Raw genomic sequence first — 21,509 nt, 5'->3', positions numbered from 1 at the left:
CTCAGCAAGAAATGCGCCTATCTACTCAGCAAGATAAGCGCAAAAACAATCCGCTAGAGCAAGAACAAGCTCAGAATATACACAAGGCACATTGCGGTGATGCCTTGAATCAGAGTCGCCATGGTTTGCGCTTTATAAGCTTGTGGAACGCTCATACGGCTAAATTGAGTCACAACCCAGAAGAAACTATCGTTTGCATGAGATACCGTCATAGCGCCCGCACCAATCGCCATAACAGTTAGTACGCGACCCATTTCACTGGCTAAACCAATATCGCCCAACATAGGAGCCACTAAAGCAGATGTTGCCACTAGAGCAACCGTAGAAGAGCCTTGTGCTGATTTTAACGCTGCTGCAACAATAAATGGCATAAAGATACCAATACCAAGCGCCGACAATGACGTACCAAGAAAATCACCGATTGGTGTCGCTTTAAGAACCGCACCAAAAGCACCACCCGCACCAGTGATTAATAAAATAGGGGCAGCAACCACCAAACCTTGGCTAATCCTTTCACTAAACTCTTCAATTTTTTTATTACTTTTTAGCAACAACAAAGATAAAAACAAACCGATTAACAAGGCATTTACAGGTTGTCCTAAAAAGACTAATACATCGTATAAAGTCTCTTTTCCCAATGGTGCGGAAGGAAAAGCAGCAATAGATCCAAAACAGATTAATAAAATAGGGACAAAGATCGGCGCAAAAGCTTTGAATGGGCTTGGCAGCTCACCGTAACTTTGCTTTAACGCTTCATAATCTTCATTTTGCGTTTTTAGTTCATCCGCACCTTCACCATCAGGCTCGGCATTTGCAAAGCGATTTGCCCATAACATGCCTGCCAAAGCGGCAACTGCAGCAACAAAAACACCTACTAAGATAACCAAACCCAAATTTGACTCTAAGCCTAGATTCCCAGCCGCGGCAATAGGACCTGGTGTTGGAGGAACAAAAGTATGAGTAGCATAAAGACCCGTTGCCAACGCCACACTCATGGACACACTGGAAACCTTCATGCGATTTGCCATCGACTGCTTCAATGAGTTCAAGATGACAAAACCAGAATCACAAAATACTGGGATAGAGACGAGATAACCAATCAAAGACATGGTTAAAGTAGGGAAACGCTTACCTAAAAGCTTAATAACGCAATTAGCCATCGTAATGGCAGCACCACTTTTTTCTAAAATAGTACCGATAATGGTACCCAAAACAATCACCAAACCAATATAACCAAGAATACCGCCAAAACCCGACGTGATGGTTTTTGCAATAGTACTACTGGGTAAACCATAGGCAAAAGCAGCGATAAAGGCGGCTAATATCAAGGTTAAAAATGGGTGAAGTTTAAATCTAGATGTAGCTAAGACGATAAAGGTAATAACCCCTATCAGGATAAGTACTAAGTTCATCGAGGAATGTCCTTTTTAATTTTAATTATTGGAGCCAATGACACCAGCGTTCAAGACTTTTCATTATTCAATAAATGGACATCAGAAGCTTTAGCCACTTGGCTGGATATTAGGCTATTAACTCGCTATTTTTTGGTCGTTTGCACAAAAAAACTAATATTAAGGCCATAGAATAGCTATTTTTCTGTCATTGATCGGTTATTAGCTGACCTAGGTACAAACTAAAAAGACCGTCTAAGCTATGAATATCAACTTGAGTAATCGCTTGGATCTTGTCTAAACGATATCGCAATGTATTACGATGGATATGAAGCGCATTTGCACAGTGCTGTAAATCACCAAAGTGGGTGATGTAAGTAGCGAGGGTTTTTCTTAACAAGCCTTTGTTATCGACGGATTGAAGTTGCTGGTAATGACTGGATAAAACATCACCTCGCCAATTATGCTTTAGTCCTGATAGCAAAACCTGCAAGGAATAATCTTCAAAAAGGTACTTTTTGTCTTCGCTTTTCATCTTTTTACCAATTAGCAAGGTTTCTTGTGCCGTTTGATAAGAGTGTGCTATTCCCTCAATGCTTGGAAAATAATGCCCTAAGGCAATTTTTGTGCACTCCTTAAGATGAGTAGGCAAACGATTTAGTAACGAGTCGATCCGTGTACTTTCTAAAATAGGATCCCAGTGTTTACCATCAAGAAAAGCAGGTTTTAAGATAACCAATTGATTTAACGAGGTCATAGCAACCAAGTTATCGCGCTCTGGACTCTGTAAAAGGTGTAATATTTCTTTGAGGTTATTAGCGCCATTGCTGTCATGTTGCGAGCGTGAGCTCAGACCGCTGACTTCAATAATGGCAGCAACTCGCGGGGTATCGAGAGAAATACCTAGCTGCGAGGCCCACTCGATAAGCTGAGATTTATGCGGAAGCTCCCCCTTAATGAGCTGTAGTATGAATTCTTCTTTCTGGCGGTTTTCCCATTGTAGATTGTCCTGTAGATTAGCTTGCTCAACAATCATCTCAGCGGTCATCTTGAGCAACTGACCATACGGCGTTATTTCTTTAAATTCGCCAGTAATACCAATCACGCCAATGATTTTTCCTTGGTAATGCAGAGGTAAATTAATACCTGGCTTAACACCAATGAGACCAGAAGCCACTTCAGGAGTAATTTCTACTACTCTATTTTGGGTGATAGCTAATAAAGCCCCTTCATGGACAGCACCAATACGCAAATTATCGCCGGAACCAAGAATCACACCCCGACTGTTCATCACATTAACATTGTGACCCAAAATACTCATGGTACGAGTAACGATTTGCATAGCAATAGCAGGGTCTAATACGTCCATTGGGGCTCCAATCAATAACAAAGGCGGCATCATGTTACTGAAAACTAACTAGGGAAAACAACTTGATAGACATCAATCAGACACAGAGTACAAAAACGCTCTGTGACTGATCAAAGTAAAGAAATGATTTTGCTTAAGACCTTTTCACTACGGCTTTAATAATGAAACAATAACTCGACCACGTACCTTTCCATCAAGCAATTTATAGGCCGTTTCTACTACGTCTTCCAAACCGATTTCTTCACTGATGCTATCAAAGTCTTCTGGTTGCAGCAGTTCACTCAAGCGTTGCCATGCTTCAATACGATCGGCTAAAGGTCGCATAACGCTGTCGATGCCGATTAGCTTGACACCGCGCAAAATGAACGGCGCAACAGAAGCAGGGAAGTCTATACCTTGAGCTAGGCCACAAGCGGTTACCACGCCACCGTATTTTGTACTTGCACAGGCGTTGGCTAAAGTGTGACTACCGACACAATCGATGACGCCAGCCCAACGCTCTTTCTGCAAAGGTTTACCTGGTTCGGAAAGCGTATTTCGATCAATGATGTCGCTCGCGCCAAGACTTTTCAAATAGTCGCTTTCTTCCATTCGTCCAGTTGAGGCAACCACGTGATAACCAAGACGATTCAGTAGACGAATGGCAAAACTACCAACACCACCATTGGCGCCAGTGACTAGAATTTCACCAGAATCAGGTGTAACACCTTGTTTTTCAAGGGCAAGTACTGACAGCATAGCGGTATATCCCGCTGTACCTATTGCCATAGATTGTTTAGCGTCTATACCTTTTGGCAGTGAAATGAGCCAATCGCTTTTGAGTCGAGCTTTTTGTGCAAGCCCACCCCAATGCATTTCACCCACACCAAAACCATTCAGTATGACGAAATCGCCTTCAGAGAAGCGATCAGAGTCGCTTTGTAAAACTTTACCGACTAAATCGATTCCCGGCACCATAGGAAAAGAACGCACAACAGGAGACTTACCAGTGATGGCTAAGCCGTCTTTGTAATTTAAGGTGCTGTAATGCACTTCAATCAACACATCACCTTCTGGCAGCAGATCTTCCTGCAGTTCAACCACAGATGCTGTACTTTTTTTATCTTCTTGGGTGATCAATAAACCTTTAAACATAAATTCTCCACTTTAGACCATTCGTCTAGTTAAATAGCTAAAAACCCAGGCTTTGCAGCCTGGTTTATTGTTAATGGGTTTTGCTTTGAATCGCTTGGGTAAAAAATGTCATAAACAAGCTTAATGGCTGAGTGCTTTTTACTAATCTAGCTCGATGAACCGCGCCTTCCCAGCCAATCCAAAATGCCTGAGAAGTCTCTTCAATACTGCCTTGTAGATCAATTTCACCTTGTTTTTGGCTTTCTAATAAACAGGTCGCAACTCGTGCTTGCCAACTTTGGTAGGTCGCTTGTAATTGATCTCGAAATGCTTCTGATAACAAGGTAGATTCTTGCTCCAAGTTGCCGACTAAACAGCCACGCTTAAACTCATGACGGACAATGCCGTCTTGGGCGTCTTGGGCAAAACGCTTTAATCGCTCTAAGGGAGAAAATGCCTCATCGAGCAAAAAACCATCTAACTTAGCTTCGAAATAACGGCGATAGCGCCCTAAAACGGCCAAACCAAAGGCTTCTTTACTGGAAAAGTAATGATAGAAAGACCCTTTTGGCACACTAATCGATTTTAAAATCGGATCAATGCCACTGCGGGTAAAACCAGATTCTGTCAATATCAGCATACCAGCGCGTAACAAAGCTTCTCGGGTATCCAAAGCATCTATTGACGGCTTTTTTGGCCGCCCGCGACGAGGTTTATTGGGCTGATTGACGGCGATATCTGGTTTATCAAGGATAGAAAGCAAATGTTTATACCTAGGCAATAAAATACGATAGGCATTAATTTAGACCACTCGTCTATTAAATTCAATGACGTTAATTCATGTAAGTTAATTTAAGAACGTAAAGTCTTATATCACGGTATCTTCTCTTAGCTTGTCTTTTGTCGGTGGCGCGCCGAAGTAGCGTTTATAGTCTCGACTAAATTGATGCACGCTTTTATAGCCAACTTCTAAAGAAATCTGACTGACATTTAGGTTACCTTGGCTTAACAGCATTTGTGCTTTTAAAAGACGCAAACGTTTCAAATACTGTAGAGGAGAAGACCCTGCGATATTTTTAAAATGATGGTGAAAACTGGAAACACTCATGTTGGCATCTTCAGCGAGTTGTTCAACACGAACTTCTTGATCCAACTGCTGATGTAATTGCTTAAGAGAGTTCACTATCAACGAAAAGCGACCTTGGTTTAACACTAAGGCACGTAAAGCATTACCCTGTGGGCTTTGTAAGGCTTCAAAAACGACTTCCCTAACTCGACTTTGTCCCATTATTTTTGCGGTATACGGATCATGTAACGCTTTAATTAAGCGAGAAACAGATTCAATCATGTCATCACTCATTGGGACGGATGACATAGGAAAATGAGATACAGATGGTTTTAATGTCTCTTCAGAAGAAACAGAAACTAATTCAGATAATAAAACAGGGTCTATATCGATAGAGACGCCTAAAAGAGGTTCTTGTTGGCTTGCAAAGGTTTCGCATTCGAAAGGCAGAGGCAGCGTTTGAACCAAGTAATGACCAGAATTGTAGTGAATTTCGCGGTCGCCTAGATAACCTATTTTTTGACCTTGAACAATGATAGTGAGTCCTGGACGATAAATAAGAGGGCTTCTAGGTAATGATTTCGCGCACTTCATTAGGCGAACATTGGCAATTAAGGTATCGCAGAAACCATCTTCGCTCACTAGAGGTTTGATCAAACCTACTAAATTTATATCGCTCATCTTTGATCCATCCATCTATTAAAATCAATGGGGTTATTATCCATACAAGATTGTGTAGGAAAAGTTAAGTTTTACAAATTTAGAGAAATAGGCAAAACAATAGCAAGAATGCACAACACAAAAAGAAGAAGTTTACTCTACACTAGGTGTCACGTATTTCATGTTCAAACACTGGAGTAACAATTTATGAGCCAAGCAAAATCCTATGCAGCACTCTCTGCAACGACCCCTTTAGCACCATTTTCATTTGAACGTCGCGCCCTTCGCGAAGACGATGTAAACATTGATATTCTTTATTGTGGTGTATGTCACTCAGACATTCACGTTGCTGAAAGTGATTGGGGACCAAGTAATTACCCAATCGTCCCAGGCCATGAAATTGTCGGTAAAGTCACCGAAATTGGCAGTAAAGTCTCTAAATACAAGGTTGGCGACATTGTTGGTGTTGGCTGTATGGTCGACTCTTGCCAGCACTGTTCACACTGCGCATCAGATTTAGAGCAATACTGCGATAATGGCTTTGTTGGAACTTACGGCTTTAACGATTTAATTGATGGCACTTTAACTTACGGCGGCTATTCTGATCACATCGTTGTGCGTGAAAAATTTGTCCTATCCATTCCAGAAACCTTAGACCTAAGTAAAGCAGCTCCTTTATTGTGTGCAGGCATCACGACGTATTCTCCGCTTCGTCATTACGGTGTGAAAGCTGGCGATAAGGTCGGTGTGTTAGGCATGGGCGGCCTTGGACACATGGGCGTAAAATTCGCCAAAGCTTTTGGTGCCGAAGTGACTATTTTTACACGTTCAGAAAGCAAAATTGCGGAAGCAAAAAAACAAGGCGCGGATCATGTGATTGTTTCAACCGACGACGCACAAATGCAAGCCGCAGCAATGACATTTGACTACTTGTTAGACACCATTCCTGTTCAACATGATTTGAACCCCTATCTAAATTGTTTGAAAGTGGATGGCACACACATTTTAGTTGGTCTTATTGAACCTTTGGAACCAGCCGTTCACACCGCTAATTTGGTGATGAAACGTCGCGTTCTTACTGGTTCTTTGATCGGTGGTATCGCAGAAACACAAGAAATGTTGGAATTCTGTGCGGAACACAATATTGAGTGTGATGCTGAGATGATCAATATTCAAGATATCAACCAAGCTTATCAACGTATGAAAAAAGGCGATGTGAAATACCGCTTCATCATTGATATGAAAAGCTTGAAAGAAGAAGCTTAATCGAGCTTTATAGCTCTTTTGTGTTGTCTTAAAATAAGTTAATAGTTAAAAAGCGCCTTTGATAGGCGCTTTTTTTGCTCTATTTCTATTGCCCTCTATTTAGAGAGTGAGAGAGCGATGACGTTATTTTTTTGCTAATAACTTATTCGCTAAACGCAGCGCATGAGCAGAATGCTCTGCCATTAACTGTTTGGTATCAATTCCGACGGCATGACCGTTTTCTACTGTCCACTTACCCGCGATCATTACTCGGTCGGCTTTTTGTGCACCACACAATAAAAGCGCCGCTAAAGGATCATGACTGCCTGAAAAACGCAGTTCATCCAATTTAAAAAGCGCCAGATCAGCTTGCTTCCCAACAGCGATTTCACCAATGTCTTCACGCCCCAGTACGGCAGCTGAACCTTTAGTCGCCCAACGATAAGCATCGAAGTGAGAAACATTGGCGGAACCATAACGTAATCGTTGGATATATAAGGCTTGGCGAACTTCCATAATCATATTAGAACCGTCATTAGACGCGGATCCATCAACACCTAATCCAACCAAGGCGCCAGCCGCTTCTAGTTCATTATTTCGTGCAATGCCCGAACCCAACATCATGTTTGAGGTTGGACAGTGACAAATTCCCACTTTAGCTTTACCTAGACGACTTATTTCATCCTCATCAAAGTGAATGCCATGGGCTAACCACGTTCTATCATGTAACCAACCGACACTTTCTAAATAGTCGACAGTACGCATACCAAAACGTTTTAGACAAAAATCTTCTTCATCTAAGGTTTCGGCAAGATGAGTGTGTAAACGTATATTTTCAGCTTTTGCTAATTCCGCGCTGCTTTTCATAATGTCTGTGGTGACTGAAAAAGGCGAACAGGGTGCTAAGGCGATTTGAATCATCGCGCCTTCACCTCGTTGATGATGAGCTTTAATCAATCGCGCGCTGTCATCAATAATGGTTTTTTCATCTTGAACGGTAGATTGAGGCGGCAAGCCGCCATCTTTTTCCCCCAAACTCATGGAACCACGAGTAAACATAGCGCGCATACCAAGAGACTTAGCAACATCAACTTGCACATCAATGGCATTTTCCATACCGGCGGGGAATAAGTAATGATGATCTGCAGCAAGCGTACAACCGGATTCCATTAATTCCACCATGGCAAGCTTAGTAGCGCTGGCAAGCATCTCCGGTTCTAATTCAGCCCAAAGCGGATAAAGAGTCTGTAACCAAGGAAATAACGCTTTATTAAGGGCGTCAGGAAAAGCCCGTGTTAGCGTTTGATAAAAATGGTGATGCGTGTTGATTAAGCCTGGCAAGACAACATGATTAGATGCATCAAAAATAACATCATAGTGGTTAATTGGCATTTTTCCAGCAGCAACCAATTCACAAATTTTCCCATCACGAATCACCACACCACCATCCGCATTGGATGCCAATATAGCTTTAGGTGATTGAATCCAAGTCGCTCGCTCAATCATAGTAATCCTCATCTTTGTCGTTTGATCTGATAAAGATTACTACAAAAGCAAAATAGTTACTCACAGGTGGATATTTTATGAATTGTCTTTCTTTCTCCACAATGACTCACACAGCAGAAAAAAGCAGGGTCTAGCGTAATTATTCACATTAGTGATGTAGAAAAAATACGCCTAAATGGATTTTTTTAATTTATTTTCTTGTGGATTAAATTTAAAAAAAAAATGGTGAATTTTGTGTTAAAAAAATTATAAATCTTTTTAAAACAACAATTTAACGTATTTAAAACACAAAAAAACGCCTGTTGATAAGTATGGTGATAGGTTGATAAGAAGTTTTGCACAGTTTTTAACAACTTTGGCTTTAAAAATCGACTCTGTATAAGTAGCTATTTTATACACAGGTTCAGGTTATCCACACCACAAGATAACCCGCCCTGTCTTAACAAGATGTTATCTATGTAAATATTTAATAAATATAGTTTTTTTTATTTTATGCACAGATATTTGCTTGCTATATAAACATAACAAACATAAAAGAACTTATATACTTACTTAAATATATTAATATTGATGACCGGGATAAGAGGGTTTCGATCTCTTTCTTTTTGGAAATTTGCCTATATACTAAGCGGCCTCAATCGATGGTTGATCGTTTTTTATTCATTTTTCTATTTATTAGTAATACCGAGGTTCCTGTGGATTTCCCAAGTCGCTTTGATGTGATTGTGGTTGGTGGCGGACATGCCGGTACAGAAGCGGCTTTAGCTGCAGCACGTATGGGCGTTAAAACTTTGTTACTTTCTCACAACATTGAAACTTTAGGACAAATGTCCTGTAACCCTGCCATTGGTGGCATTGGGAAGTCCCATCTTGTAAAAGAAATAGATGCTTTAGACGGCGCTATGGCATTAGCAACAGATCAAGCTGGTATTCAATTTCGTACTTTGAATTCCCGCAAAGGTCCTGCTGTTCGAGCAACTCGTGCTCAAGCAGACCGTATATTATATAAAGCAGCAATTCGTCATAAGTTAGAAAACCAAGAAAATTTATGGCTTTTCCAACAATCTGCAGAAGATCTTATTGTTGAAGATGGCGCTGCTCGTGGTGTTATTACTCAAACAGGTATACGTTTTAATAGTAAAACCGTTGTTTTAACAGCTGGTACTTTTTTAGGTGGTGTTATTCACATTGGCTTACAAAACCACTCAGGTGGTCGAGCTGGAGATCCACCATCCATTGGCCTGGCACAAAAACTACGTGCTTTGCCATTTCGTGTTGATCGCTTAAAAACCGGTACACCACCACGAATTGATGCTCGCTCTGTTGACTTCTCACAAATGCAAGCACAACCGGGTGATGATATTGATCCAGTTATGTCTTACATGGGCAATCGCGCAATGCACCCTCGTCAAATTGAGTGCTTTATTACTCATACCAACGAACGCACCCATGATATTATTCGTGCGGGCATGGACAGATCACCTATGTACACAGGTGTGATTGAAGGTGTTGGCCCACGTTATTGCCCTTCTATTGAAGATAAAATTGTACGTTTTGCCGATAAAAACTCACATCAGATTTTTATCGAGCCAGAAGGTTTAACGACGCACGAACTTTATCCAAATGGTATTTCGACCTCCTTGCCATTTGATGTGCAAATTGAGCTCGTTCGCTCGATGAAAGGCATGGAAAATGCTCATATTATTCGTCCAGGCTATGCGATTGAATACGATTATTTTAATCCGCAAGATTTGAAATATTCCTTAGAAACCAAACACATGCCTGGTTTGTTCTTTGCTGGACAAATCAATGGTACAACAGGCTACGAAGAAGCGGGCGCTCAAGGCTTACTTGCTGGTTTAAACGCGGCGTTGCTTGCACAAGACAAAGACGCCTGGACACCTAGACGTGATGAAGCATATCTAGGTGTATTGGTTGATGATCTTATTAGCATGGGTACGAAAGAACCATACCGTATGTTCACTAGTCGTGCGGAATATCGCTTGATTTTGCGTGAAGACAACGCCGATATGCGTTTAACAGAGAAGGGTCGTGAACTTGGCTTGGTTTCTGATGAACGTTGGGCTGCCTTCTGCAAAAAACGCGAAGCCATTGAGTTAGAAACACAGCGGCTTAAATCTAGTTGGATTGTGCCAAATACTCCAGAAGCAGAAAGCATTAATCCAAAACTAGAAACACCGATTACTCATGAGTACAGTTTGTTAGATTTGCTTAAGCGTCCGAATATAGTTTATTCCGATATTGCGAATTTAAAAAATGCTCTTGATGAGCCTGTTGATGAACAGGTTTCTGAACAAGTCCAAATTGCGGTGAAATACGCGGGTTATATCACTCGTCAAGCAGAAGACATTGAGCGTTTACGCCGTCAGGAAAATACTGTATTACCTGATGATTTGGATTATTCCAAGATGGAAGGTTTATCAAATGAGATCAAGCAAAAGCTGACTCAGTTGCGTCCTGCCACGCTTGCTGCGGCTTCTCGAATCCAAGGTGTGACGCCTGCTGCAGTATCCTTACTATTAATTCACTTGAAAAAACGTGCGATTGCGCGCAAAAGTGCCTAGAATCATCAGCCGATAATCCCTAATTGCTATCTTTATAGAAATGGATCGACTGTGACACACTTTGACACTATTCAAAAAGGCGCCCAACAAATGGGCGCTGCTTTATCTGATGAAACGATTCAGACTCTTGTAAAATACCTAGCCATGCTAGAAAAGTGGAACAAGGCTTACAACCTGACTGCTATTCGAGATGTTGAGCAAATGATCTCTTTGCACTTATTAGACAGTTTGGCGACTTTACCTTTTATAACAGGGGACAATATTATAGATGTTGGTACTGGACCTGGCTTACCTGGTATGGTGCTTGCTATATGTTATCCTGAAAAACGTTTCACCTTACTTGATAGTAACGGCAAAAAAACACGTTTCCTTACGCAAGTTAAAATGGAATTGGGTATTCATAACGCCACGGTAGCAAATGAACGTGTTGAAAAACACCCTCACCAAGGGGAATACGATCATGTCATTTCTCGAGCTTTTGCTTCATTACAAGATATGATTAATTGGACTTTACCTCTCCCCAAAGAGACGGGTAATTTTCTAGCCATGAAAGGGGTTTACCCTAGTGAAGAAATAGCGGCGCTACCGAAAGAGGTTGGTTTAGTATCTGTAGAGCCTCTTAATGTGCCAAATGTTCAGGCGGAGCGTCACATGGTAGTGATGACGCGTAAAGGATAAAGCATGGCAAGAATCATCGCAGTTACCAACCAAAAAGGTGGTGTTGGCAAAACCACTACCTGTGTCAATTTAGCGGCGTCACTGGCGGCAATGAAGCGCCGAGTATTATTAATCGATTTAGATCCGCAAGGTAATGCGACCACTGGAAGTGGCTTTACCAAAGAAGAGTTAGATACGAGCGTCTACGACGTATTGATTGGTTCTCATGGCGTAAAAGAAGTCATGAGAAAAAGCATGCCTGGAGACTACTGGGTATTGCCTGCAAACGGCGATTTAACGGGTGCGGAAGTGGTTTTACTTGATTTACCAAGCAAAGAAACTCGTCTGCGCGCAGGTTTGTACGAAGTCGACAATGACTTCGATTACATACTGTTAGACTGCCCGCCTGCATTGAATATGTTGACGGTAAATGCCTTAGCCGCTTCTCAAGGCGTATTGATTCCTGTGCAGTGTGAATACTACGCTTTAGAAGGTTTAACGGCGTTATTACAAACGATCAATCGTATTACTCAAGCGTTAAATCCATCTCTAGAGGTCGAAGGTATTTTACGAACCATGTATGATCCTCGTCCCAGCTTAACGCATGATGTATCTAGCCAACTTCATAAGCATTTTGGCAGTAAGGTTTATGATACCGTGATCCCTAGAAATATTCGTTTGGCGGAATCTCCAAGTTACGGTTTACCTGTCTTGCATTATGAAAAACAGTCTCGTGGCGCTATCGCTTACCTCGCATTAGCAGGTGAGTTTATTAGAAAATCTGTTGCATAATTACTGTTTTATAAGCGTAGTTTAATACCAATTAGGGTTAATGAAATGACGATGAAAAAAAGAGGTCTAGGTCGTGGCTTAGATGCATTATTGGCACCACAAGCGACGCCAACCAATGAGGCTGAAAGTGGCTCTAATAATGAACAAATAAAAGGCCTGACTTACTTACCTGTGGAATGGCTTTCTAAAGGCAAATTCCAACCTCGTCGTGACATGAATCCTGCGCAATTAGAAGATCTAGCGGCTTCAATTCGTAATCAAGGTATTATGCAGCCTATCGTTGTGCGACCAAGTGGTCATAATCAATACGAAATCATCGCCGGTGAGCGCCGTTGGCGTGCTGCAAAATTGGCAGATTTAACGCAAGTTCCTGTTATCGTTCGTCATGTAGAAGATGCTGATGCTGTGGTTCTTGCTTTGATTGAAAATATTCAACGTGAAGATCTAAACCCAGTCGAAGAAGCACTGGCGTTACAGCGTTTGGTCGAAGATTTTCACCTTACCCAACAAGAAGTTGCGGATACTGTTGGTAAATCTCGTTCGACCGTAGCGAATTTATTGCGCTTGTTAGGTTTGACGCCGGAAGTTCGTCGTTTGTTAGAGCATGGCGATATTGAAATGGGTCATGCGCGAGCTTTATTGCCTTTAGAGCACGACAAACAAATTCAAGCTGCATCACAAGTTGTTACTAAATCCTTATCTGTCCGTGAAACAGAAAGATTAGTGAAAAACTTTCAAGTTGTTGAAACAAATGAAGATAACAAGCCTTCCCTGCCTGATTTAAGTGCAGAAGCAGAACGCATTAGTCAAAAAATTAATGCTGCGGTAAAAATACAGCCTTCAGCCAAAGGAAAGGGCAAGTTGGTTATTGAGTATCGTAACCCTGAACACCTAGAACTCTTGATCAGCGAACTGCTTGCAGGGAAATGAAGCAATTCGTGACAAGTGCTTTTTTCTATCTAGACAAGATGGCTAGAAAGTGATCGTGAGAATCAGTTTAAGTTGAACACAGCAGCTATTACCCATATAATGCCTCGAATTTTGTAAATCATCACATTGATTGCACTTTTATAGTGCGAAAAGAGAGTCGGGTAATGGAGACAAAAAAGCCACTAAGCGCGAGTGCAATTATAAGCGCTAAAAAGAAGGCTATATTTCGTTTCCTTTTATTGCAATTTTTACTCACTTTTTTAGTTTCTTTGGGAATTTTTTACATTGCTGGTGGTCTGTATGGGTACTCGTTTATATTAGGTGCTTTAACCAGCATATTGCCGAGTGTTTATATGGCTTGGCGAATCTTTGGTTACAAAGGGACGCGCCCAGCAAAAGATGTCGTTAGATCATTCTATCGAGGAGAAGCTGGTAAATTAGCTATGACAGTTGTTTTATTGTCGCTGGTTTTTCTTCTGATAAAACCATTAGCTGCAGGGGCTTTCTTTGCAGGTTTTGGCGGTGCCATTTTGAGTCATTGGCTCAGTCCTATCGTACTAAGAAATACCTAGAACGATAGGTAATAGGATTTTAATCATTGAGAGAGCGTGGATATAAGTATGGGTATTGAAAGTCCAACAGCTTCTTCATATATAAAGCATCACCTTCAGAATTTGACCTACGGTCAACATCCTGATGGAACATGGGGTCTTGCCCATGATGCTAAAGAAGCAGCAGATATGGGATTCTGGGCAATTCATGTAGACACTATGGCAGTTTCGATTGCTTTAGGCTTATTGTTTCTATGGTTGTTCCGTAAGGCCGCAAAGAAAATTTCAACAGATACACCTTCAGGGCTACAAAACTTTGTAGAGCTTATGGTTGAATTTGTTGATGGCAGTGTCAAAGAAACCTTTCATGGTAAGAGCAAGGTCATTGCACCTTTAGCACTTACTATTTTTGTTTGGGTTTTCTTGATGAACTTCATGGATTTAATCCCTGTTGATTTCTTGCCTGCTGTCGCTCAAATGATTGGTACTTCAGTGTTTGGCGCTGATCCTAATCATGTCTATTTCAAATTTGTTCCAACAACAGACATTAATGCCACGTTAGGCATGTCACTTTCTGTTTTTGCTTTGATCGTTTTCTACAGCATCAAAGTGAAAGGCGTAAGTGGTTTTGTTGGTGAACTGACGTTACAGCCATTTGGCAAATGGATGATCCCTTTCAACTTATTACTTGAAGGTGTTGGTCTACTTGCGAAACCTGTTTCATTAGCATTGCGATTGTTCGGTAACTTGTATGCTGGTGAATTGATCTTTATTTTGATTGCTATATTGCCTTGGGGTCTACAATGGGCTCTGTCTGTGCCATGGGCAATATTCCATATTTTGATCATCGTGCTTCAAGCCTTCATCTTTATGATGTTGACTATCGTCTACTTAAGTATGGCGCACGAAGATCACTAAGTGTGTGTTCTTTAAAGTAATAATTTTTTAAACCTTATCTAAAACTGTGAAAATGTAGGAGTTAAAATGGAAACTGTAGTTGGTCTTACTGCGATCGCTGTAGCCCTTCTAATCGGTCTAGGTGCCCTAGGTACTGCGATTGGTTTTGGTATTTTGGGTGGAAAATTCTTGGAAGGCGCTGCGCGTCAACCAGAAATGGTTCCAATGCTGCAAGTTAAAATGTTCATCGTAGCGGGTCTTCTAGATGCCGTAACTATGATCGGTGTAGGTATCGCATTGTTCTTCACTTTTGCGAATCCTTTTGTTGCTTTGGTCGCTGGTTAATATTCTGCAAAACTTTGCGGGAATGATTTTTAAACGACTAAAAGCGAGGGTATTAGCGTGAACTTAAATCTCACACTTCTAGGCCAAGCTATCTCGTTTGCTATTTTTGTCTGGTTCTGCATGAAATACGTGTGGCCACCAGTAATTGCTGCGCTCGAAGAGCGCAGCAAAAAAATTGCAGACGGTTTGGAAGCAGCGAACCGTGCTTCACGTGACCTTGAGTTGGCACAAGAACAAGCCACTCAAATCCTACGTGAAAGCAAAGAGAACGCGGCCGAGATTATTGAACAAGCCAACAAACGTGCGAACCAAATGGTCGACGAGGCAAAAGAGCAGGTGATTGCCGATGGCAAGCGTCTGCGCGAAGCAGCTCAAGCAGAGATCGAACAAGACGTTATGCGTGCTAAAGAAGCATTGCGTGCTCAAGTTTCCGTTCTTGCATTTGCTGGTGCCGAGAAGATTTTGGGAGCCACCATTGACGAAAAAGCACATAGCGAGATCGTTGAACAGCTCGCCAAAGAGCTTTAAGCGAGGGTCTAATGGCTGAATTAAAAACAGTCGCGCGACCGTACGCTAAAGCGGTTTTCGAAGTTGCTAGAGAGCAAGGTCACATTGTTGAGTGGGCTGATATGTTAAACGTATTAGCTGCTGTAACAGTTGAACCTAAGCTTAAAAAAGCACTTGGGAATCCAGCTTTTAGTGCGGAAGAGAAGGCAAACGCTCTAGCGGACGTTTGTGCAGAAGTAACGACAGAACAAGGTAAAGCATTTTTGCTTGCTCTTGCTGTGAATAAGCGTTTATCGCTTCTTCCTGCTATTTCTGAGTTATTTTTACAGTTCAAACTGAATTTTGAAAAAGCCGTAAATGTTCAATTTACGTCTGCATTTGAATTAACAGCAGAACAAACACAAGCATTAGCCGCTTCACTGGCTAAAAAGTTGGATCGTACGGTCAACTTAACCAGTGAAACAGACGCAAGCCTAATCGGTGGCGTGGTTATTCGTACAGGTGACTTAATCATCGACGGTTCAGTACGCGGTAAATTAGCGAAACTGGCCGAGGCGATAAACTCCTAGTGTTTCGTTAAATCGAAACCAGGGTTGAGGAATTTAGCATGCAGCAACTGAATCCATCTGAGATCAGCGAGATTATCAAGAAGCGCATCGAGAACCTCGATGTATCTTCTGATGCCCAAAATGAGGGCACAATTGTCAGCGTGGCAGACGGTATCGTTCTGATCCACGGCTTGGCAGATGTTATGTACGGGGAAATGATTGAATTCCCTGGTGGTGTTTATGGTATTGCTTTGAACCTAGAGCGTGACTCTGTCGGTGCAGTAGTACTTGGTAAATACCAAGACCTTGTAGAAGGTCAAAAAGTTAAATGTACAGGTCGTATATTGGAAGTTCCAATCGGACCTGAATTGCTTGGTCGTGTTGTTGACGCATTGGGTAACCCAATCGACGGCAAAGGCGCTATCAATGCAAAACTAACTGATAAAGTTGAAAAAGTGGCGCCAGGCGTAATCGAACGTCAGTCAGTTGATCAACCGATTCAAACAGGTTACAAAGCAATTGACGCTATGGTGCCAATTGGTCGTGGTCAACGTGAGTTGATCATCGGTGACCGTCAGATTGGTAAGACTGCACTAGCAATCGATACCATTATTGCTCAGAAAGATTCTGGCATTAAGTGTGTGTACGTAGCGATCGGTCAGAAACAATCTACAATTGCTAACGTCGTGCGTAAGCTTGAAGAAGCTGGCGCAATGGAATACACCACAGTAGTAGCAGCTGGCGCATCTGATCCAGCAGCAATGCTTTACATAGCGCCATACACTGGCTGTACTATGGGTGAATATTTCCGTGACCGCGGTGAAGACGCATTGATCATTTATGATGATTTGACCAAGCAAGCTTGGGCTTACCGTCAGATCTCTTTGCTTCTACGTCGTCCGCCAGGTCGTGAAGCCTACCCAGGTGACGTATTCTATCTTCACTCTCGTCTTCTTGAGCGTGCATCACGTGTAAACGTTGATTACGTAGAGAAATTCACCAATGGTGAAGTGAAAGGCAAAACGGGTTCTTTGACCGCATTGCCAATCATCGAGACTCAAGGTGGTGACGTATCTGCATTCGTACCAACCAACGTTATCTCCATCACAGATGGTCAGATATTCTTGGAAACGAGCTCGTTTAACGCCGGTATTCGTCCAGCGATGAACGCAGGTATTTCGGTATCTCGTGTAGGTGGTGCAGCACAAACTAAGATCGTCAAGAAACTTGGCGGTGGTATTCGTCTTGCATTGGCTCAGTACCGTGAATTGGCGGCTTTCGCTCAGTTCGCATCTGACCTAGACGAAGCGACTCGTAAGCAGTTAGAGCACGGTAAACAGGTTACTGAACTGATGAAACAAAAGCAGTTCTCACCTATGTCTGTAGCTGATATGGGCGTAGTTCTTTACGCTGCTAATGATGGCTTCCTTGAAGATGTTGAAACAAGCAAAATTGGTAGTTTTGAAACTGCTTTGTTGAGCTACATGAACAGTGAACACACTGATCTTATGGCTGACATTAACAAAACTGGTAATTTTAACGGCGAGATTGAAGCGACATTTAAAGCGGCAATCGAGAAGTTTAAAGCGACGCAAACTTGGTAATGAGTTTGGTGACAAGCGATTAAAGCTTGTCACCACTTTCTTGCAGTTTGTGAAATAACATTCTCACAAGGGCAGTTCTATTATGGCAGTCGGAAAAGAGATACGTACTCAGATTTCGAGCATTAACAATACGCGTAAAATTACTCGTGCTATGGAAAAAGTAGCTGCAAGTAAAACGCGTAAAGCTCAGGATCGTATGGCCGCTTCTCGTCCGTATGCGGAACGAATTCGCCAAGTAGTTGGTCATTTGGCCAACGCGAATCCTGAGTATAAACACCGTTACCTTACCGAACGTGAGGCGAAGCGTGTTGGTTATATCGTAATCTCTTCTGATCGTGGTTTATGTGGTGGTTTGAACGTTAACGTGTTCAAAAAAGCCATTAGAGATATGAAACAATTTGCTGATACTGGTGTTGAAATCGACATCTGTGCAATCGGCAGCAAAGCCGTTTCATTCTTTCGTAACTACGGCGGAAATGTAACAGCAGCCTTCACCGGTTTAGGTGATGCACCAAAAGCTGACGATTTAGTCGGTAGCGTAAAGGTGATGCTAGACGCATTTGACGAAGGTCGTATCGATCGTCTTTATGTGGTTTCAAATGAGTTCGTGAATACCATGACTCAAAACCCGACGGTTGAACAACTTTTGCCATTAAAAGCGGAAGAGAATACAGAGTTAAAGCACCACTGGGATTACATTTATGAACCAGAAGCCGTTGAAATTTTGAACGAATTATTGGTTCGCTATATTGAATCTCAAGTATATCAGTCAGTGGTTGAGAATATTGCGTGTGAACAAGCAGCTCGTATGCTTGCTATGAAAAACGCAACAGACAACGCCGGCGATATCATTGATGAATTGCAGTTGGTGTACAACAAGGCTCGTCAAGCAGCGATTACTCAGGAAATTTCTGAGATAGTCAGCGGCGCGGCAGCGGTTTAAGGTATTTAGGTATTTAAGAGGATCCGAACATGAGTAGCGGACACATCGTACAGGTTATTGGCGCGGTAATGGACGTGGAATTCCCACGTGATAGCGTGCCAAAAGTATATGATGCCCTGACCATTGAGGGTAAACAGTTGGTGTTGGAAGTTCAACAACAACTAGGCGACGGTATTGTTCGTACCATCGCAATGGGTTCCACTGACGGTATTAAACGTGGCTTGGTTGTAGAAAATACAAACAAACCAGTTTCTGTGCCAGTTGGTACTAAAACACTAGGACGTATTATGGACGTTCTAGGTAATCCGATTGACGAAAAAGGCCCAATCGGCGAAGAAGAGCGTTGGTCAATTCACCGTTCAGCTCCTTCTTATGCTGAGCAGTCTTCTAGCAACGAATTGCTAGAAACGGGTATCAAGGTTATCGACCTTGTTTGTCCTTTCGCGAAAGGTGGTAAAGTTGGTCTGTTTGGTGGTGCCGGTGTAGGTAAAACCGTAAACATGATGGAACTTATCCGTAACATCGCAATCGAGCACAGCGGTTACTCTGTATTCGCTGGTGTTGGTGAGCGTACTCGTGAAGGTAACGACTTCTACCACGAGATGACTGACTCGAACGTAATCGATAAAGTATCTCTAGTATACGGCCAAATGAACGAGCCACCAGGTAACCGTCTACGTGTTGCTTTGACTGGTTTGACAATGGCTGAGAAGTTCCGTGACGAAGGTCGTGACGTACTTTTCTTCGTAGATAACATCTACCGTTACACGCTTGCGGGTACAGAAGTATCTGCATTGCTAGGTCGTATGCCATCTGCGGTAGGTTACCAGCCTACACTTGCTGAAGAGATGGGTGTTCTTCAAGAACGTATCACCTCTACTAAGACTGGTTCTATCACGTCTGTTCAAGCGGTATACGTACCTGCGGATGACTTGACTGACCCGTCTCCAGCAACAACGTTCTCTCACTTGGACGCAACCGTTGTATTGTCTCGTGACATCGCATCTTTGGGTATCTACCCAGCGATCGATCCTCTTGATTCTACTTCACGTCAGCTTGACCCATTAGTTATCGGTCAAGAGCATTACGACGTAGCACGTGGCGTTCAAATGGTATTGCAGCGTTACAAAGAATTGAAAGACATCATCGCAATCTTGGGTATGGACGAGTTATCTGAAGAAGATAAACAAACGGTTAACCGTTCTCGTAAAATCCAGCGTTTCTTGTCTCAGCCTTTCTTCGTAGCAGAAGTATTCACTGGCTCTCCAGGTAAGTATGTTTCTTTGAAAGACACGATTCGTGGCTTTAAAGGCATCTTGGATGGTGAGTTCGATGATCTTCCAGAGCAAGCGTTCTACATGATTGGTAGCATCGACGAAGCTGTCGAGAAAGCTAAGAAACTTTAACCATCACGCGTAGCAAAAGCGTTGTAAAACGCTTTTGCTAAGTATGACTAAGAGAGGCAACTTATGGCTATCACAGTACACTGCGATATCGTAAGCGCTGAACAAGAGATTTTTTCCGGTACGGTACAATCTCTTGTGGCTGCAGGCAGCTATGGCGATTTGGGCATTATGCCTGGTCACGCGCCATTGTTGACTACTCTGCAACCAGGTCCTGTTCGTGTGGTTAAAGAAAATGGTGACGAAGAGATAATCTTCGTGTCCGGTGGCTTCCTAGAAGTTCAACCGCACCGCGTCACCGTCTTGGCTAACACAGCCACTCGTGCAAGAGATCTGGACGAAGAGGCGGCACTAAAAGCTCAGGAACATGCTAAAGAGCTTTTGGCTAACCAAAAACCTGACGTCGACTACACTCGTGCGACAGTGGAACTAGCAGAAGCTATGGCCCGCTTGCGTACTATTCAGCAGTTCCGCGATCACAAATAAGCGGTAATGTTGAGTTTGAAGTCAAAAAAAGCAGCTTTCGAGCTGCTTTTTTATTGTCTGCTATTTAGGGTATGTTATTTAAGGGCCTGTTATTTAATAGAAAAGTCGCCTCTTTAAAGCATCTTCCATAAGGTATCGAAGATGATCTGCTGTGCTTTGGCGATGTCTTTAGATTCCAAAACCACGGCAGAAGGGAAGTTGTTACTCGCCAAAGAAATAATCGCACATTTGGGTGGATAGATAGCGATATAGCTAGCGTCGACCGAACCTTCCGTTTTAATCCACTTACGTTCCGACAACTGTGCTTCCTCACCACCATCCCCAAGGGCTATAACTTTTACGTTAATACCAAGCTTTACACGTTGTTTTGTGTAGTTTGGAAAAGGGCGATACAAGAATGGACGAATCGGCTTGGATGAAAACACACAGTATTCTTTGTGGTCTTGTTGCGATACCACGTTTAAAATATCGCGCAAAACCCATTCTATGCCATCATCGCCTTCGTAATAGCGAACATGAGTTTGATGATAATCTGGTTGCTGTTGATGCAAGTTAGGAATGATAGTGTTCTTCAGATTTTCGATGGTTTTGTCTAGGCGGTTGCGTTTTTCTTCCGCTAGGTTTAACAGAATGTCTGGGTTTTCAGCGGTAAATAATCGGCGTTTTCCTTTTGGAAAGTAGCTAACGATGCCTTTGCTTTGTAACTGTTTTAGCGACTCATAGGCCGTACCGCGATTGATGCCGCTGTGTTCGGCAATATCTCGAATGGAAGAAGGTCCTAGCTTTAATAGTGTTTGGTAAAGTTGTGTTTCTCTTGGTGTTAAACCAAGCATTTCAAAAGCTTGCTGAATCATACGGCTCACAGTACATGGTAATTATTTATAGAATGTAATCTGTATTTTCTAAGTTCA

21 protein-coding genes are annotated in these 21,509 nt (G+C 42.3%); 14 read left to right on the top strand and 7 right to left on the bottom strand.

Annotated features, from left to right (window positions below):
* Nucleotides 1-53: 53 nt before the first annotated feature.
* From KPL72_RS00680 to KPL72_RS00660, 5 genes are all read right to left on the bottom strand, one after another.
* Nucleotides 54-1,412 (bottom strand): GntP family permease, encoded by a 1,359-nt coding sequence (locus KPL72_RS00680; protein ID WP_219701176.1) that lies wholly within the window; start codon nucleotides 1,410-1,412, stop codon nucleotides 54-56.
* Nucleotides 1,413-1,599: 187 nt separating this feature from the next.
* Nucleotides 1,600-2,760: a sugar diacid recognition domain-containing protein gene (locus tag KPL72_RS00675; protein WP_219701173.1), complete on the bottom strand. Its 1,161-nt coding sequence runs from the start codon at nucleotides 2,758-2,760 to the stop codon at nucleotides 1,600-1,602.
* A gap of 147 nt (nucleotides 2,761-2,907) precedes the next feature.
* A complete protein-coding gene (gene acuI / locus KPL72_RS00670) occupies nucleotides 2,908-3,894 on the bottom strand; it encodes an acrylyl-CoA reductase (NADPH) (RefSeq protein WP_219701170.1) in 987 nt (328 codons plus the stop codon).
* A 70-nt stretch (nucleotides 3,895-3,964) separates the two neighbouring features.
* On the bottom strand, nucleotides 3,965-4,636 hold the full coding sequence (acuR, locus tag KPL72_RS00665; RefSeq protein WP_249422034.1) for an acrylate utilization transcriptional regulator AcuR: 672 nt from the start codon (nucleotides 4,634-4,636) through the stop codon (nucleotides 3,965-3,967).
* A gap of 105 nt (nucleotides 4,637-4,741) precedes the next feature.
* A complete protein-coding gene (locus KPL72_RS00660) occupies nucleotides 4,742-5,620 on the bottom strand; it encodes an AraC family transcriptional regulator (protein WP_249422033.1) in 879 nt (292 codons plus the stop codon).
* A gap of 186 nt (nucleotides 5,621-5,806) precedes the next feature.
* Here KPL72_RS00660 and KPL72_RS00655 point away from each other — a divergent pair, with 186 nt between their 5' ends.
* Complete coding sequence (locus tag KPL72_RS00655; protein WP_212917058.1) at nucleotides 5,807-6,865, top strand: NAD(P)-dependent alcohol dehydrogenase; 1,059 nt, start codon at nucleotides 5,807-5,809, stop codon at nucleotides 6,863-6,865.
* A gap of 123 nt (nucleotides 6,866-6,988) precedes the next feature.
* Here KPL72_RS00655 and KPL72_RS00650 read toward each other — a convergent pair whose 3' ends face one another.
* Nucleotides 6,989-8,350 (bottom strand): 8-oxoguanine deaminase, encoded by a 1,362-nt coding sequence (locus KPL72_RS00650; RefSeq protein ID WP_212917057.1) that lies wholly within the window; start codon nucleotides 8,348-8,350, stop codon nucleotides 6,989-6,991.
* Between the two features lie 695 nt (nucleotides 8,351-9,045).
* On the opposite strand from KPL72_RS00650, the gene mnmG reads away from it, so the two are divergent.
* The 13 genes from mnmG to KPL72_RS00585 all read left to right on the top strand — a co-directional run bounded on the left by mnmG (nucleotide 9,046) and on the right by KPL72_RS00585 (nucleotide 20,598).
* Nucleotides 9,046-10,935: a tRNA uridine-5-carboxymethylaminomethyl(34) synthesis enzyme MnmG gene (mnmG, locus tag KPL72_RS00645; RefSeq protein WP_212918807.1), complete on the top strand. Its 1,890-nt coding sequence runs from the start codon at nucleotides 9,046-9,048 to the stop codon at nucleotides 10,933-10,935.
* A gap of 51 nt (nucleotides 10,936-10,986) precedes the next feature.
* The gene (gene rsmG, locus KPL72_RS00640) at nucleotides 10,987-11,613 is read left to right on the top strand and encodes a 16S rRNA (guanine(527)-N(7))-methyltransferase RsmG (RefSeq protein WP_212917056.1); all 627 of its coding nucleotides are present in this window, start codon (nucleotides 10,987-10,989) and stop codon (nucleotides 11,611-11,613) included.
* A gap of 3 nt (nucleotides 11,614-11,616) precedes the next feature.
* The gene (locus KPL72_RS00635) at nucleotides 11,617-12,384 is read left to right on the top strand and encodes a ParA family protein (RefSeq protein ID WP_212917055.1); all 768 of its coding nucleotides are present in this window, start codon (nucleotides 11,617-11,619) and stop codon (nucleotides 12,382-12,384) included.
* Nucleotides 12,385-12,429: 45 nt separating this feature from the next.
* A complete protein-coding gene (locus tag KPL72_RS00630; RefSeq protein ID WP_212917054.1) occupies nucleotides 12,430-13,314 on the top strand; it encodes a ParB/RepB/Spo0J family partition protein in 885 nt (294 codons plus the stop codon).
* A gap of 164 nt (nucleotides 13,315-13,478) precedes the next feature.
* Nucleotides 13,479-13,886: an ATP synthase subunit I gene (locus KPL72_RS00625; RefSeq protein WP_198432079.1), complete on the top strand. Its 408-nt coding sequence runs from the start codon at nucleotides 13,479-13,481 to the stop codon at nucleotides 13,884-13,886.
* A 48-nt stretch (nucleotides 13,887-13,934) separates the two neighbouring features.
* A complete protein-coding gene (gene atpB, locus KPL72_RS00620; RefSeq protein WP_219701163.1) occupies nucleotides 13,935-14,783 on the top strand; it encodes a F0F1 ATP synthase subunit A in 849 nt (282 codons plus the stop codon).
* A gap of 66 nt (nucleotides 14,784-14,849) precedes the next feature.
* On the top strand, nucleotides 14,850-15,107 hold the full coding sequence (gene atpE / locus KPL72_RS00615; RefSeq protein ID WP_012072127.1) for a F0F1 ATP synthase subunit C: 258 nt from the start codon (nucleotides 14,850-14,852) through the stop codon (nucleotides 15,105-15,107).
* A 57-nt stretch (nucleotides 15,108-15,164) separates the two neighbouring features.
* On the top strand, nucleotides 15,165-15,635 hold the full coding sequence (locus KPL72_RS00610; RefSeq protein WP_212917052.1) for a F0F1 ATP synthase subunit B: 471 nt from the start codon (nucleotides 15,165-15,167) through the stop codon (nucleotides 15,633-15,635).
* 11 nt (nucleotides 15,636-15,646) lie between these two features.
* The gene (locus tag KPL72_RS00605; protein ID WP_212917051.1) at nucleotides 15,647-16,183 is read left to right on the top strand and encodes a F0F1 ATP synthase subunit delta; all 537 of its coding nucleotides are present in this window, start codon (nucleotides 15,647-15,649) and stop codon (nucleotides 16,181-16,183) included.
* Nucleotides 16,184-16,221: 38 nt separating this feature from the next.
* Nucleotides 16,222-17,766 carry a F0F1 ATP synthase subunit alpha gene (atpA, locus tag KPL72_RS00600; RefSeq protein ID WP_012072124.1) on the top strand — a complete coding sequence of 515 codons (1,545 nt, stop codon included), beginning with the start codon at nucleotides 16,222-16,224 and terminating at the stop codon, nucleotides 17,764-17,766.
* Nucleotides 17,767-17,848: 82 nt separating this feature from the next.
* The gene (gene atpG / locus KPL72_RS00595) at nucleotides 17,849-18,709 is read left to right on the top strand and encodes a F0F1 ATP synthase subunit gamma (RefSeq protein ID WP_212917050.1); all 861 of its coding nucleotides are present in this window, start codon (nucleotides 17,849-17,851) and stop codon (nucleotides 18,707-18,709) included.
* Between the two features lie 29 nt (nucleotides 18,710-18,738).
* Complete coding sequence (gene atpD, locus KPL72_RS00590) at nucleotides 18,739-20,115, top strand: F0F1 ATP synthase subunit beta (protein ID WP_012072122.1); 1,377 nt, start codon at nucleotides 18,739-18,741, stop codon at nucleotides 20,113-20,115.
* Between the two features lie 63 nt (nucleotides 20,116-20,178).
* Nucleotides 20,179-20,598, top strand: a complete 420-nt coding sequence (locus KPL72_RS00585) for a F0F1 ATP synthase subunit epsilon (protein WP_072839335.1) — start codon at nucleotides 20,179-20,181, stop codon at nucleotides 20,596-20,598.
* 113 nt (nucleotides 20,599-20,711) lie between these two features.
* Here KPL72_RS00585 and KPL72_RS00580 read toward each other — a convergent pair whose 3' ends face one another.
* The gene (locus KPL72_RS00580; RefSeq protein WP_212917049.1) at nucleotides 20,712-21,452 is read right to left on the bottom strand and encodes a TrmB family transcriptional regulator; all 741 of its coding nucleotides are present in this window, start codon (nucleotides 21,450-21,452) and stop codon (nucleotides 20,712-20,714) included.
* Between the last annotated feature and the right edge of the window lie 57 nt (nucleotides 21,453-21,509).

The sequence above is a fragment of the Marinomonas lutimaris genome (assembly GCF_019426345.1).
In the GTDB taxonomy this organism is placed as follows: Bacteria; Pseudomonadota; Gammaproteobacteria; order Pseudomonadales; family Marinomonadaceae; genus Marinomonas; species Marinomonas lutimaris.
The sequence above is the reverse complement of the archived record's forward strand: the minus strand, read 5'-3'. Positions and strand labels throughout refer to the sequence as shown.